At 35.8% G+C, this 14,315-nt stretch carries 12 protein-coding genes and 1 other RNA gene; 9 read left to right on the forward strand and 4 right to left on the reverse strand.

What is annotated here, in order from left to right:
- Nucleotides 1-53: 53 nt before the first annotated feature.
- Together nadC and nadB are read left to right on the forward strand one after the other, a co-directional pair.
- On the forward strand, nt 54-905 hold the full coding sequence (gene nadC / locus ACMAZI_RS02335; protein WP_412473869.1) for a carboxylating nicotinate-nucleotide diphosphorylase: 852 nt from the start codon (nt 54-56) through the stop codon (nt 903-905).
- Between the two features lie 2 nt (nt 906-907).
- A complete protein-coding gene (gene nadB, locus ACMAZI_RS02340; protein ID WP_114705790.1) occupies nt 908-2,473 on the forward strand; it encodes an L-aspartate oxidase in 1,566 nt (521 codons plus the stop codon).
- Nucleotides 2,474-2,671: 198 nt separating this feature from the next.
- On the opposite strand, the gene ACMAZI_RS02345 is transcribed toward nadB, so the two are convergent.
- The gene (locus tag ACMAZI_RS02345; RefSeq protein ID WP_334677895.1) at nt 2,672-3,199 is read right to left on the reverse strand and encodes a pentapeptide repeat-containing protein; all 528 of its coding nucleotides are present in this window, start codon (nt 3,197-3,199) and stop codon (nt 2,672-2,674) included.
- A gap of 223 nt (nt 3,200-3,422) precedes the next feature.
- Here ACMAZI_RS02345 and ACMAZI_RS02350 point away from each other — a divergent pair, with 223 nt between their 5' ends.
- From ACMAZI_RS02350 to ACMAZI_RS02365, 4 genes are read left to right on the forward strand one after another with little or no spacing between them, the layout of a single operon-like run.
- Complete coding sequence (locus ACMAZI_RS02350; RefSeq protein WP_412473868.1) at nt 3,423-4,064, forward strand: helix-turn-helix domain-containing protein; 642 nt, start codon at nt 3,423-3,425, stop codon at nt 4,062-4,064.
- Nucleotides 4,057-4,827 carry a hypothetical protein gene (locus ACMAZI_RS02355; protein WP_412473867.1) on the forward strand — a complete coding sequence of 257 codons (771 nt, stop codon included), beginning with the start codon at nt 4,057-4,059 and terminating at the stop codon, nt 4,825-4,827. The genes ACMAZI_RS02350 and ACMAZI_RS02355 overlap by 8 nt, the downstream gene beginning before the upstream one ends.
- 21 nt (nt 4,828-4,848) lie before the next feature.
- Nucleotides 4,849-5,877: an A/G-specific adenine glycosylase gene (locus ACMAZI_RS02360; protein ID WP_412473866.1), complete on the forward strand. Its 1,029-nt coding sequence runs from the start codon at nt 4,849-4,851 to the stop codon at nt 5,875-5,877.
- Nucleotides 5,874-6,302, forward strand: coding sequence for a hypothetical protein (locus tag ACMAZI_RS02365; protein ID WP_412473865.1), 429 nt, complete (start codon nt 5,874-5,876; stop codon nt 6,300-6,302). The genes ACMAZI_RS02360 and ACMAZI_RS02365 overlap by 4 nt, the downstream gene beginning before the upstream one ends.
- On the opposite strand, the gene ACMAZI_RS02370 is transcribed toward ACMAZI_RS02365, so the two are convergent.
- Together ACMAZI_RS02370 and rnpB are read right to left on the reverse strand one after the other, a co-directional pair.
- Entirely contained in the window at nt 6,294-8,312 is a 2,019-nt protein-coding gene (locus tag ACMAZI_RS02370) for a S9 family peptidase (protein WP_412473864.1), read from the reverse strand. The two genes, ACMAZI_RS02365 and ACMAZI_RS02370, sit on opposite strands and share 9 nt — an antisense overlap.
- A gap of 49 nt (nt 8,313-8,361) precedes the next feature.
- Nucleotides 8,362-8,725, reverse strand: an RNA gene (rnpB, locus tag ACMAZI_RS02375) — RNase P RNA component class A.
- A gap of 129 nt (nt 8,726-8,854) precedes the next feature.
- On the opposite strand from rnpB, the gene ACMAZI_RS02380 reads away from it, so the two are divergent.
- Nucleotides 8,855-10,249, forward strand: a complete 1,395-nt coding sequence (locus tag ACMAZI_RS02380) for a TolC family protein (RefSeq protein WP_412473863.1) — start codon at nt 8,855-8,857, stop codon at nt 10,247-10,249.
- Here the strand turns inward: ACMAZI_RS02380 and ACMAZI_RS02385 are convergent.
- A complete protein-coding gene (locus ACMAZI_RS02385; RefSeq protein ID WP_412473862.1) occupies nt 10,246-10,962 on the reverse strand; it encodes a zinc ribbon domain-containing protein in 717 nt (238 codons plus the stop codon). The two genes, ACMAZI_RS02380 and ACMAZI_RS02385, sit on opposite strands and share 4 nt — an antisense overlap.
- Before the next feature lie 83 nt (nt 10,963-11,045).
- Between ACMAZI_RS02385 and aroC the strand changes: the two genes are divergently transcribed.
- Both aroC and ACMAZI_RS02395 read left to right on the forward strand, forming a co-directional pair.
- Nucleotides 11,046-12,038, forward strand: a complete 993-nt coding sequence (gene aroC, locus ACMAZI_RS02390; RefSeq protein ID WP_412473861.1) for a chorismate synthase — start codon at nt 11,046-11,048, stop codon at nt 12,036-12,038.
- 1 nt (nt 12,039) lies between these two features.
- Nucleotides 12,040-14,226, forward strand: a complete 2,187-nt coding sequence (locus tag ACMAZI_RS02395) for a hypothetical protein (protein ID WP_412473860.1) — start codon at nt 12,040-12,042, stop codon at nt 14,224-14,226.
- Nucleotides 14,227-14,315 lie beyond the last annotated feature (89 nt).

Genomic DNA, 14,315 nt, shown 5'->3' on the forward strand with positions numbered 1-14,315 from the left:
AGAGTTTTTTTTCTAAAATGAAAATGGTAGAAATTATTTCTACGGAGTTAATTATGACAAATCTACTTATAAACAAAGCATTGCAAGAATCTATCGCGGACTATTTTAAAGAAGATGATTTATCACGTAATCTTAATTATATTCAATCGCTTCCAAGTGATGAAGTACAGTGTCGCTTAAAAATTAAAGATGACATAATTCTATGTGGCCTTCCTTACTTTGTAGAGTCATTCAATTATCTTGGAGCTAATTTAAAATATGAAGATTTTAAAAAATATGAAGGACGTCAGTATCAAAAAGATGAGATGGCCGAAATTCATTTCACTCTTCCATTTTCTATCGCTCTAACAGGGGAGAGGATTGCCTTAAACTTAATTCAGAGGGCCTCATCAATAGCAACATATACGAATAAATTTGCTGTCATGGCAAAAGGTAGTGGCGTAAAGATTCTTGATACAAGAAAAACTCTTCCAGGTTATCGTGCTCTTGAGAAATACGCTGTTGTAACAGGTGGTGGTAATAATCATCGATTTGGTCAAAGTGATATGTGGATGGTTAAAGATAATCATAAGTCTTTCTTTGGTGGTGTAAAAGAGGCCATCGACTTTTTTAAGTCAAAGAATTCTTTCTATACTCCTATCGAAGTTGAGATTCATGATCTTTCTGAACTTAAGTTAGCGCTTAATGAAGGCGTAAAACATATTATGCTTGATAACTTCTCTCCAGATGAAATTAGAGAGGCAGTAAAAGAAAAACCTTCGGATGTTACTTTTGAAGTATCTGGTGGAGTGAGATTAAATACTCTTGAAAATTATCTAATTGAAGGAGTGGATGCAATAAGCATTGGTGCACTTACTTACGATGCTCCTGCAGTTGATCTCTCTCTTAAATATAGTAGGGGCTAAATTTGGACAATTACGATTTTGATGTACTTATTCTAGGTTGTGGAATTGCTGGCCTTGCAACAGCTGCAAAGCTTGCAGGAGAGCATTTAAAAGTCGGTATTGTTACTCGTGCCAGAGACCCACAGGTATCAAATACATTTTGGGCCCAAGGTGGAATAATCTATCCAAAAGGTGATGATCAAGCTTTATTTGATGATATTCAAATAGCTTCCTCAAATACATCAAACCCACTTGCCATCGCAACCCTTCAAGAACATGGAAAGAATGCAATTGATGAGCTGCTATTAGAAATGGCCAAGGTTAACTTTGAAAAAGATTGTGAGAATAATCTAAAATACACAAAAGAAGCCGCCCATTCTATTGAAAGAATACTCTACCGTGGAGATTATACTGGAAAAGAAATCCAAATAAGTCTTCTAAACCTTTTAAAAGATAATGAGCGATATCCAACGGTAAGATTTTTGGAGGCTCATACTGCAATTGATCTTATTACAGCATCCCATCATGGAATTACCATCTCTCAAAGATATGAAGAAAGAAAAATCTTAGGTGCTTACCTTTTAAATCAAGAAAAAGGTAACGTAGTAAAGGCCATGGCAAAGAAGACTGTATTAGCAACAGGTGGAGTTGGGGCTTTATATTTACATCACTCTAACTCTGGAGCTAGTCGAGGTGATGGTATCGCAATGGCAAAGAGAGCTGGAGCCGATATTATTGATATGGAATTTATTCAATTTCATCCCACAACTTTTTATGACTCTTCTTCTCATGGACGTTTCTTAGTATCTGAAGCAGTAAGAGGGGAAGGTGGAATTCTGGTTAATTGTAATGGCGAAAGATTCATGGGGAAGTATCATCCTGAAATGGAGCTAGCACCACGTGATGTTGTGGCCCGCTCTATCATGGAAGAGACAATTGAGACACGCCATGAATGTGTTTACCTGGATATCTCACACAAAGAAGATACTTGGATTAAAGAGCGTTTTCCAACGATTTATAAGCACTGTCTTGAACACGGTGTTGATATGACAAATGAGCCAATTCCTGTTGTTCCTGCCGCTCACTATACATGTGGTGGGGTAAAGATCGATATGAAGGGACAAACTTCAATTAAAAACTTATATGCAGTTGGAGAAGTTTCTTGCTCAGGTCTACATGGTGCAAACCGACTAGCATCAACTTCTCTTTTAGAAGGCCTAACATGGGGATACCTTGCGGCCATGGATATTAAAGAGACTGTTAAAAATGAAGATTTATATTCTCATTTACAAATAAAAGATTGGCGTGAAGAATATGCTTCAATTGATAAGGCCCTTGTCCAGCAAGATTGGATGACTCTGAAGCTTACCATGTGGAATTATGTTGGACTTTCAAGAACAACTAATCGTCTTAAAAGAGCGGTTGCAATGTTTAATGAAATTAACGATGAAGTTTCACGCTTTTATCGTAGTTGTAAATTAGATGATAGCTTAATTGGTTTAAGAAATGCTATTGAGGTATCGACGATGATCGTAAAGTCTTCGATGCGCAATAAAGAATCAATTGGTTGCTTTTACAGAAAGCTCTAAATAAAAAAAGAAGGCCAACACCTATGAGAGAGAGTTGGCCGAAGAGCAATTATTAGTTGCGAGATTACCTACGCTAAAACATCCTCTGTTTTATACTCGGTTGTGATATGTCGTCTCAATTTAGATTTGCGGCTGGCCGTATTTTCCTTGAGACTTTAGATATAAACACCATTGCCAGCTAAATATTAAATTTAAAACTTATGCTGCTGATTTAATGAAGTTAATGAGATTTGTCCCCCATTGCTTCGGTGAAGATGTTAATGCTTGTTCAAAGCTTAAAACTGCTTCAACTTCTTCTTTTATTTCTTCGATATCCTGTGTTTCTTCAAAAATATCGTATTGATTGCGGTCTCCATCTTTAATGACCTTAAAAGTTACAAGATCAAATTCACATTCCTCAATACTTGAGCCTTTTAAAGTGGAATACTTCCATGTATTCCCAACAAGTCTGCTACTTTCAAAATTGCAATCTTCAATATGTGAAAATTCGAAGGTGCAATTTTCAAATACACAGTTGATAAATTTGCACTGTTTTATTTTTGACCCAAAAAAAGTGCAAGACTTGAAGTGAACAGCGACAAAAGTAGTTTGAGAGAAGAGAGAACCAGATACGGTTAAGTTACTTAAATCACTTGATTTTACTACCTCATTTTCAATCACTTCAAATTGTCCATTTGTGAAGTCTGATAGTTTCTCTGGCATAATGAAGTTTGTTAATGTGGCCATGTGATCCCCCCAAGCCTTGCTTAATTAGTGGATTTGTTCATCCACAATGCAATAATAGCGGTAATTGACTAATTGCGTCAAGCAATAAAATTGCATCAAGAAATAAAAATTAAATCCGATAATGATATTAAGGACTTTTGAGGTGATTTTTTTTAGGACCTCAATTGCACGTAATCGAAATATCAGGCACTTGCATGGTGTTTCAAATTGCAAGGAGAATTTCATGTCGGAATTTAACAAAGACAAACTAGATGATTACCTAGGGATTATTAGGAAATACATGCAGGTTCGTGGCCCAATGACTCAAAAAGAGTTGGCCGAAGCAACTGGGCTTGGTGTTTCAACGATTTCACGCTTTCTATCAATGAAGACAACGGAGATAAACCCTCAAGTAGTAGCAAAAATAACTGCGGAGCTTGAGATTCCACTTCATGAAATGATTGATTTTGTCGAAGAGCATTTTACAGATCACTTCATTAGACTTGTTAAGTTCTATAAGGGTGATGAAAAGATAGAGCAACCAGCAGCACAAGCTCAATCAGCACCGGAACAACCAAGGGGAGAAGAAGTACCTACTGGAAGTTTTGAAGATGCTCTTGTTGATACATTAAAAACTGGTTCAACTGGTAATGCTCAAATGAATGCCAATGCTAGAGTAAAAGTTGGTGGTAAAACGAGAACGATGCCATTTATGGCCGATACAAGTAATGAAGATATGCTAAAGCAAAGAATGGCAGAGCTAACGCCAAGACAAAAAGCTTATGTAGCAGATTTTTTAAGCTTAGATATTGATGCTCGTGATTTAATTGTTGATTTAGGAAATGATTTATTTCGTTATTTCAGACAAAGGGGAATGATTGCTTAAGAGATTAACTCTCGCATTCTTACTTACCCAGTCAGTGCTCTCCTTGCCTGATACGGTAGAATTCGTCTTCATCTCTCCTGCGGCATCTAATAAGACGACGTTATTAGATTCAAAAATAATCAATTATAGAAAAGTAGCTCAAAACGAAAAAGAAAATTGTGTTCCAATGGGTGAAGGATGTTTTGATCCTCAGAAAGGCTATATCCAAAATGATAAAGCTGTCGATTATGTTGATCAAGAATATGGAAAAGTTAATAAAAAGGTTGAAGTTGAAAATACAATTGAATCAAATATGATTCGCTGTACTGGTGCCTACTTTGATATCTTTTGTGGAAAGGCAAAGAAAGTTGAAGAGAAACCAAAGTCAAAATATGAAATATGGATTGATACAAGTGCTTCTTTAAGACGTGCTGATTGGTCTAAGTCCGGAGATACTTGTTATCGTCGAAGCTTCGTCTCAAGACTATCACATTCTTGTCCATTAACGATTAAGGCCTTTGATTCATCCCTTAAAGAAATTGCTAATGATCTCTACCTTTGCCAAACTAAAGGTGGAAATAATACAAAGAAAATTATTCGCTGGGTAAAGAATTCAAATGCGAAACATCTCTTTGTATTAACAGACATTGATGAAGCAAATGGGGAACTTACTGATTTTCTAAGTAATATCGGAGCAAAAGTACATGGCGTTGGAACGAAGCCATTTTATCCAGAAGATCTATTTAGATTAGCAGATAATTTAAAAGCAACTTGTCAAAAATAGTAGAAATCGCTACAAATAATCATGTTTAAAAAATTACTCGAATGGTCAAAAGACGCTTATATAGACCTTCCATGGCGAAGAGATAGAACTGTCTATAAGACATTAGTCTCTGAAATTATGTTGCAACAAACAACTGTTGGAACTGTTCAAAATCATTTTGAAAGATTCTTGAAAATATATCCCGATGTCCATGCACTTTCTAAAACTTCAGAAGAAGAGATCTGTGTAGCTTGGAAAGGTTTAGGCTACTATCGACGTGCACGCAACTTAAGAAAAGCTGCCATTGATATAGTTGAAAATTACGACGGGAAAATTCCAGGTAATTATGAGGATCTAATTACGATTACTGGGATTGGTGAGTATACGGCCAATGCAATCTTAAGTATCGGACAAAATAAGAACGCACTTGCAATAGATGCAAATATCGAAAGAGTTGTTAGTCGAATTTACGGTATACAAGGAAAGAAAGGACCAAAGCTTCAAAAGCTTTTAAAAAAGAAGTTTGAAGAAGGTGAGTTTAAAGAGATCAATAAATGTGGTGGCCGTGAGATTAATGAAGCGTTGATGGATCTTGGTAGAATTTACTGCCAGGCCAGAAGTGCTAATTGTCTTGGTTGTCCTGTTAAGAAAAAATGTATTGCAGGAAATACTAAAGATCCACTAGAGTATCCAGAAATTCCTGTTAAGAAAATTGCTAAGACTTATGAACTTGAGCTTTTAAGAATTATTGTAAATGAGAATAATTCGATCTTAGGATATAAGAAGTCTGATGACGAATGGCTTGCTGGACAAGTTGAGTGTCCAACTTTTATCTTAAAAAGTGAAGATAAGAACTTAATGCAATATCCTCATTTAGATAAAAAACTATCTTATAAGAAATTGAAAAAATATAAGACCGCCATCACTAAGTATAAGATTACAAATTATATTCTAGAGTTATCAACACAAGAATTTAAAGATCGTTTTAGTGGTAAGTTTAGAAAGTATAAGCTTACGGATAAATTAAATATTTCAACGGCCACAACAAAGGCCCTAGCTAAGTTATCATGAAAGTTAATTGCCTGAGTGTCATTCAAGAAGAATTGACAGATAAGGGGATCAATCTTCCATTTAATCGTGTTTTTGAACTCTTTGATGCAATTGAATCATCTAAGAAAATTAAGCAGAAGTTCAGTGAGCTTTGTATCGGAGATATCGTTCTTTGGCGAAAAAATATTATACCGATTAGTGGTGACAGTGGTCATATCGCAATCATACGTGAAATAAAAGATGATGGTTGGATTAGAGTTTTTGATTATTCAAAGCAGCCTCATTCAAATGAAGATTGCCTTCGTCCAGGATCAGGAGAAGGTGATATGAAATTAATTTTAGATGGTGATGAAATTAACGGTTTTATTTGGTCAAAAGAGATAAAAAAGACAAAGATGACAAAGGTCTTAGGGATTTCCCCCCAAGACCTCGAAAAATTATTCTAATTCATTTATTAAAAAAGTATAAATATCGGCGACTTCTTTAAAGGCTTCAAATCGACCTGATGCACCTGCATGACCTGCTTCCATATTTGTCCAAAGAAGTTTTACTCGTGAATCTGTAGCAAGGTCTCTAAGCTTATAAGTCCACTTCATAGGTTCCCAATAAGTAACACGAGGATCATTAAGCCCACCTATTGCAAGAACTGCAGGATACTCTCTTTTTTCAAGATTCGTATAAGGGCAATATGATTTCATATAGTCGAAATATTCTTTATCATTTGGGTTTCCCCATTCCTCGTATTCAAGTTTTGTTAAAGGTAGTGTGTCATCAAGCATTGTATTTAAAACATCAACAAATGGTACATCCGCAACAGCAGCTCCGATGAGGTTTTCTTTATCAAGATTTATTGTTGCTCCTACAAGCATTCCACCTGCACTACCACCCATGATTCCAAGTTTACCTTTAACAGTATAGCCTTCATTAATGAGAAATTTTCCACAGGCATAGAAGTCTTCAAAAGTATTTTTCTTATGAAGAAATTTACCGTTTTCATACCAGTGACGACCTAGGGTTGAACTTCCTCTGATATGTCCTATTGCATAGACAAATCCACGATCAAGAAGTGAGATAATATTGCGATTAAACCATGGATGTATCGACATCGAATAAGAGCCGTATCCATAGAGTAGGCATTTATTAGGATCACCCTTCTTAGTTGTCTTCGCTTTAATAATAGTCATTGGAACCATGGCACCATCATGAGAAGGAGCAAAAGTTCTTTCAACTTCGTATTTAGATTGATCGAAACCAGGAACTTCTTTTTGATGAATCTTCTTTGATTCACTGCTTTCTATGTCATAGTCAAATGTTGTAGTGGGCGTTGTTAATGAGCTGTATTCATATCGAAATACCTTAGTCTCATAGTTTGCATTATCGCCACCACCTACAAAGTAGGCATCTTCAGGAAAGCTGGCCTCAATTCGCTTTTCATCTTTTAATGTGGCAAAGCGATTAAGTCCCTTTGTGCGATAATGAAGGACCATAAAATCTTTAAATGTATTAAAGTTTGTTAGATAGTTTTCTTTAGTTCCTTCAACAATTACTTCTGCGTCTTTATATGAAGGAGTCATTATTGGAGTTCTAAGTAGTGAAAAGTTTTCATGAAACTTATTTGTAAGGACAATGAAGTCGTCTCCATCACTTTCAACGCTATATTCAATTTTGTCTTCTTTAGGAAAGATTTCAATTGGATTTAGATCACTTGCATCAGCTTTCATATAAAGAACACTGTTATTTGAAGATCCTGATACATTGATTAGGATATATTGGTGATCCATTGTTTCTTCAAGGCTTAGGAAGTATTCACCTGAATCTTCAGTGTAGACTACTTTATCAAATGAGTTTTCCATATCTGTGACATGGATTTTATAAGGTCTAAGATTTTCATCCATTTCAATATAAGCATAAGTCTTTGAGTCATTAAACCAGCATGGTGAATAACTAATCTTCTTTGGTCCTTCTTGAACGATCTTATTTGTGGATAAATCAAGAATATATAAGTCATATAGTTCGTCACCATTATAATCAACAGTGTAAATTAAATATCGGTGGCAAGGTGAGATATCAAAGGCTCCTACGTCTAAGAAGTCGTGTCCTTTTGCCAATTCATTTTCATCTAAACATACTTGGACTTCACCAGACTTTAAGTGACGACGTAAGTGAATAGGGTAGTCTTTACCTTCTTCATAGCGTTCATAGTATTCATAATCATCGTGAGGATAAGGGCAAGTTTCATAAGTTTGAAGCTCACGAGACTTTAATTCTTCAAAGATTGTTTCTTTCAAATTACCTTTATTTTTTAGATATGTTTTAAAAAGGTCATTTTCTGTATTGAGAAGCTTCATGACATCATCGTCACTTTCGCGATTTCTCATCCAAAAATAATCATCAGTTAGAATTTGGTCGTGGATCTTTGTCTCATGCGAGACTTTCTTTGGTTTAGGATATTCCATTATTCCCCCTGAAATGAAAAATGTGTCGCCGAAACGACACATTTGTAAAAAATAGAGTTAAGGTATAAGCCGGGTCCTGTATTGGACTATCATTCGTCTAGGCCAGTAGTTACCCACTGGCTCGAGCGCTTAACCCGTCAACAAGGGCCGGCTACCCCATAAGTTGACCTATTCAAGCTTGCACCGCCTAGAGTTTACCTATTTTCACTACAGCAGGTGAGATAAATCTCGTCACTGATTGGCCGGCCGAAGCTACCCCAATCGAGTTCAAACCCCTGTACTTCTTCTCTGTTGCACTTGTCCTAGTCTCGCGACCGACGGGCGTTACCCGCTAAGCTGCCGTATGGTGCCCGGACTTTCCTCCCGTCTATTATACCGAAATATAATAAACCAGCGATAGTCTCCTTAACTCTGTTGGATTTATGCCCTATGTCACGCTGAATGTCAAAGACTTACACGGTATCTAGTCATGGGTTGAATAAATTGGTAAAACTTTTTTTAACTTCATTCGTAATAAAGATAAGTAATAACGTGGGGACCACATGAAATATATTTTATTGGCGATTCTATCATTAAACGCCAGTGCTAATCTTAAAAGTTATGTAAGAGAATATCTAAAAAACTCTACTGAGATCAAACAAGCTGGATATAATTTTGAGTTAGCAAAACTTAATTTTGAACTTCAAAGTGATGATAAAAGACCATGGACCCTCAGTTTGTTGAATGAATTTAATAACGTAGAACTTATTTCGAATCCTAATAACCCAAATTTAATTAATACATATAAGGCCTATACTTCGGCAGCTGAATTATCGAAAGAAAATATCTATGGTGGAAAGTTTGCGATCACTGGATCTTATATCGACTTTAATGGTGGCACTGAATATGAAGGTTATAATCAAGAAGTAAGTTATACACAAGATCTTGGTAAGAACTTCTTAGGCCGCAATGACAAAATGGATAAAGAAATTGCTGCACAGGAAGTATATTCAACAAAATACGAATTTGATGCGCAAAGATCTCAAAATGTACTAGAACTTATTGAAAGTTATTTCGATTATAAAAAAACAAAGACATTACTGAATCTAAAAGATGAAGCAAAGAAGAGGGCCGTTCGTAGACTTAACTTTGTTCAAAAACAGGTAAGAGATGGACTACGTGAGAGAGTTGATCTCTATTCTGCACAAGCACAGGTAAACTCTGTAAGTGAAGAATATGCTGAATTGGAATCACAATTAGAAACTTTTAAAAAGTCATTAGAAAGTAAACTCGAAAGAGGACATCGCTTTAGTGATATTAGCTTATATCGTATTGAGAAAACTAAGTTAGATCCAATTGAAGAAGGTAATATTGACTCGAACCTTACAATACAAGCTTTGAACAAAAAACTTGAGTCTCTAAATAAGACGGTAGAAAAGTTTGATAATTCAGTTTTTCCAACGATTGAATTAATGGGTGCCTATAAGACAAATGCCTATTCAACTGTCACAGCAAACAACGGAAATGTTTTTAGTGATGGAACTTTTGGTTCTGATAATGATGCTACAGAAGTTGGACTAACGGTAGTTATTCCACTTGGCTTTAGTGCTGATGAGAACTCATTAAAACAAGCAAAAATTAATCGTATGAATACAGAGTATCAACAGAGACTAGCTAGAGTTAGAACTAAGAATCAACTTGAGGCCCTGACAAATACAATGCGATTAATTGATAAAACAATCGACTTAGTTTTAAAAAGGCATAAGTTAGCAACACTATCTGTTAAAGAATATAATAAATTATATTCAAGGGGACGAGCAGACTTTGATAACGTGATAAGTGCAGAAGAGCGCCTTATAAATACTGAAAATAAATACGTAGAATATATTAGTAGAAGAGAAAAATTATATTTCAACTTACTTGATATCTACGGAAAGCTTGAACAATATTTTTATTAAATATCTCTTAGGGGTGCAGGAAGGAGTAACCTTTGGCATCCCTTGCAAAGAATCAGATCAATTCCTTTATTAAAAGTAGCAACTTCTCCTGCTGCATATGTAAATTTACAGCTGCCACAACTTTGTCCAATAAGAAATGTACAAGCATCATGGGCCCGTTTTGATGCGGCCATCTTATATAATTTCACAGCTTCTGGAGGTACTTCACTTAAAAGTCCTTCAATTTGATTTTCCAAACTTAAAACTTTACTTTCATTGGCCTTATTGCCTTGATCGACCTCTGCTTGAATCTCATCAATTGTATTTGTGATACCGGTAATAAACTCAATGGCCTCTTTTTGAAGAGCTTCTTTTTCTTCGATCATTTCTAGAAGCTCTAATGTTTTATCTTGTAAGCCTTCAAACTCATCTTCTTGCTTTTTTATGCTTACGCTTAATGCTTCTTCTTGTTGTTGTTGACTAGTGACAGCATTGAGATTTGCTCTACTTTGTTCTAGCTTTTTTTCTATTTCGAAAATCGACTTTTCACTGGCCGTAACCTGCTCTTTTGCTTGCTTGATATCATTACGTAGTTGAGCAATTTCCTCTTCTTTCTTGTCTTTTTGCTTAATAAGAAATTCAATACGCTTTAACTCTTCATTATTAGCTTGTTTTAAGCCTAATATGACTTTATCTAGGCTCATGACATCTTTTAAGTATTTTAAGTTTTCCATTCATAATTAATAACATATTTACCTAGCAGCTGCGATTGGAATATTTGTATATTTAAGGTGATAATAAGGGGATAGGAGTTATAATGCGCGGAAGTATATTTGGTAAAATGTTTTCAATGACTACCTTTGGTGAATCCCATGGCCCAGCACTTGGTGTTGTTCTTGATGGAGTACCAAGTGGTCTTGATTTTAATCTAGAAGATTTACAGGCAATGCTTGATAAGAGAGCACCTGGTCGCTCAAAGGGAGTGACTGCCCGTAAAGAAGCAGATAAGGCAGAGATTCTCTCAGGTGTTTTTGAAAATAAGACTTTGGGAACACCAATCGCTGTTATTATTCGAAATACTAATCAACGAAGTAAGGATTACGATAAATTAAAAGATAATTATAGGCCTGGTCATGCTGATCGAACTTATGATTTAAAGTATGGAATTAGAGATCATCGTGGTGGTGGAAGAAGTAGTGGGCGAGAAACAGTTGCACGTGTTGTTGCTGGTTATTTTGCAAGTTTGGTTCTTCCTAAGGTGAAAGTTAATACTTTTATTTCTAAGCTTGGGCCGTTTGAATGTGAAAATATAATTAAGTCTTTTCCGCAAGATTTGGGAACTTATAATTTTGGAGATCCTAGTAAAGATCAAGAGATTGAAAAGTACTTGATTGATTTAAAGGCCAAGGGCGATTCTGTTGGTGGTCGAATTTCCGTTAATATTGAAAATTGTCCAGTCGGTCTTGGGGAGCCTGCTTTTGATAAGCTGAAAGCAGATCTTGCAAAAGCTGTTTTATCAATTGGAGCTTGTGTCGCATTCTCATTTGGTGCAGGTGTGAAAATGGCCGATATGAGTGGACAAGAAGTAAGCTTTGATAGTGCAAATTTTGGTGGAATTGAAGGTGGAATAAGTAATGGTGAGATGATTAACTTAGATTTAACATTTAAGCCCACTTCAACAGTTGGCGCAAATGCAAAAGAAGGACGTCATGACCCATGCATTCTTCCGCGTGCAGTTGTTGTCGTGGAATCAATGGTAAGAGTCGTTTTAGCAGATCATTTTTTAAGACAAAAGGCATACGAGGTTTAAATTGTCTGAAATTAAGCATTTTAGTGATATTCAAAAGATTAATACTATAATTAATGAGATCGATTCAGATCGGATACTAATTATCATTGATTCTAATGTTAATGATCTCTACTTAGATCTAATAGATCCTAAGAATGGAGTAGATATCTATATAGCTCCTGGCGGAGAAGATTGTAAGAAGTTAAGTGAAGTCGAAAAAGCATGTGAATTCTTTTTAGAAAGAGGTATTCATCGTAAGGCCCACCTGGTTGCTATTGGTGGAGGCGCGTGTTCTGATTTTGCTGGTCTTGTTGCATCCATGCTCCTACGAGGAATTAGCTGGAGTGTTATTCCAACAACTCTACTTTCAATGATTGATGCAAGTATCGGTGGAAAAGTTGCAGTGAATTCGGCCTTTGGTAAGAATTTAATCGGAGCTTTTCACTTACCAGATAATATTTATATATGTTCTGAGTTTCTCCAAAGTTTACCAGAAGATCATTTCATCTCTGGCCTTGGGGAATTGGCAAAGTACTTCTTCTTAGATGAAGAGGTTTTTAACCTTATCAATAATGAAGCATCATTTGATGAAATTACAATTCGCTGTGCTCGTTATAAGCAAGAGATAGTTGATCAAGACTTTAAAGAAGGTGGAATTCGAAAGATCTTAAACCTAGGACATACACTAGGACACGCTATTGAAAAAGTTTACGAACTACCGCATGGAGTTGCTGTATTTTGGGGGCTTAAACTTATATTTAACATCTTTCAAAGAGATGAAGAGAGTGAGTTCCTAAATCAATTTGCTCATGTCTTTGGTCTAAATGCTCTTATGTGTCCGTGGCAAGATAATTTACCTATCGATGAGCTTATGGAATATGTTGCAAAAGATAAAAAAGTCGTTGCTAATAATACAATTGAAGTGATTTTACCTTCAGGGATAGGCAAGCCTATCATTCAAGAAGTGTCTCTGGATGAGATAAGAAAGCGATTAATGGAGTATGCCCACGGTAAAGGAGCAACGAAGGATTTCATTAAGAAGATCCGCGTTCCTTCATCTAAGTCTTTTGCTAATCGTGCGCTTGTTTTAGCTGCTATATATCCACAAGACATTGAATTATTAGATCTTCCAGAATCTACAGATGTTATTCATATGCTTAATTGTCTTGGGCATATTGGTTTACAGATCAATAAAGAGGGAAGAAGTGTCACAATAAAGGACTCCTTTCCTGCTTGTGAAATTGAGACTGATGAAGTTATTAACCTTGTCTCAGGAGATGGTGGAACAACAAATCGTTTTTTAATCCCATTACTTTCGCTTGGAAATAATAAGTATAATCTGATACCAAGTGAAAAAATGTTTGATCGTCCAATGGACGAACTAGAAAAGGCACTAGATGAATTAGATGTCGAAGTTTTAAGAGATGAAGAAAATTGGTTTCAAGTTCAAGGGCCAATTAATATATCAAAAGGTGTTTATGAAGTTGATTGCTCAAGATCAACTCAGTTTGCAACAGGACTGGCAATGGCCTTATCTCCAAACGATATCGATGTGGAGCCAGTCAATATGTCCACAAGTCGTCCATATTGGGAGATGACACTAAATCTAATTGAAAGATTTAAAAGTGGAGAACAAGTTTTTGAAGTGCCTGTTGATTTTAGTTCTCTTGGCTATCCACTAGCATATGCATGTATGTCTGGACCTGTGCTTGTTGAGAATTGTAAGGGAATTGATCGATTCCAAGCTGATAGTCAATTTATAAGTTTATTAGAAGAGCTGGGTGGAGACTTCGATTTTACAAAAGACGGGCTTCTGTTTAATGGTGTAGAAAATTTAAATGGCTTTGAGATTGATTGTCGAGACTGTCCCGACCTTATTCCGACGCTTTGTTTTCTCGCATCTTATGCAGATGGTGTCTCAATAATTAGAAGTGTTGAAGTTTTAGTTCATAAAGAATCAGATCGCTTAAATGCAGTTATGGATTTAATGGAGCTATATGATATCAAACATCATTATGATGAAGAAAATGATCTTCTTGAAATAGAAGGAAGAAAAGCTGATGGACGTGTCGTCGATATAACTCCTCCTCGTGATCATCGTATGGTTATGGTCTCTTACCTCTATCAGATTGTTAATGGTGGAGGAAAATTAGAAAATACGGAATGTGTTGAAAAATCATTTCCAAATTTCTTTGAGGTTATCAATTAGTGAAAAAAGCAGAATTGATTTTTACGATTCTTTTTATATCACTATCTATTCTATGTGAGTCGATAGGCTATAGAGGAAACGTATATCCT

Source organism: Halobacteriovorax sp. YZS-3-1, from assembly GCF_047084945.1.
In the GTDB taxonomy this organism is placed as follows: Bacteria; Bdellovibrionota; Bacteriovoracia; order Bacteriovoracales; family Bacteriovoracaceae; genus Halobacteriovorax_A; species Halobacteriovorax_A vibrionivorans.

Excerpts from the sequence above, each read along its gene's own strand:
- ACMAZI_RS02370 (WP_412473864.1), bottom strand. The coding sequence starts at position 8,312 with ATGGAATATCCTAAACCAAAGAAAGTCTCGCATGAGACAAAGATCCAC.
- ACMAZI_RS02350 (WP_412473868.1), top strand. The coding sequence starts at position 3,423 with ATGTCGGAATTTAACAAAGACAAACTAGATGATTACCTAGGGATTATT.
- ACMAZI_RS02365 (WP_412473865.1), top strand. The coding sequence starts at position 5,874 with ATGAAAGTTAATTGCCTGAGTGTCATTCAAGAAGAATTGACAGATAAG.
- aroC (WP_412473861.1), top strand. The coding sequence starts at position 11,046 with ATGCGCGGAAGTATATTTGGTAAAATGTTTTCAATGACTACCTTTGGT.
- ACMAZI_RS02385 (WP_412473862.1), bottom strand. The coding sequence starts at position 10,962 with ATGGAAAACTTAAAATACTTAAAAGATGTCATGAGCCTAGATAAAGTC.
- ACMAZI_RS02360 (WP_412473866.1), top strand. The coding sequence starts at position 4,849 with ATGTTTAAAAAATTACTCGAATGGTCAAAAGACGCTTATATAGACCTT.
- ACMAZI_RS02380 (WP_412473863.1), top strand. The coding sequence starts at position 8,855 with ATGAAATATATTTTATTGGCGATTCTATCATTAAACGCCAGTGCTAAT.
- nadC (WP_412473869.1), top strand. The coding sequence starts at position 54 with ATGACAAATCTACTTATAAACAAAGCATTGCAAGAATCTATCGCGGAC.
- ACMAZI_RS02345 (WP_334677895.1), bottom strand. The coding sequence starts at position 3,199 with ATGGCCACATTAACAAACTTCATTATGCCAGAGAAACTATCAGACTTC.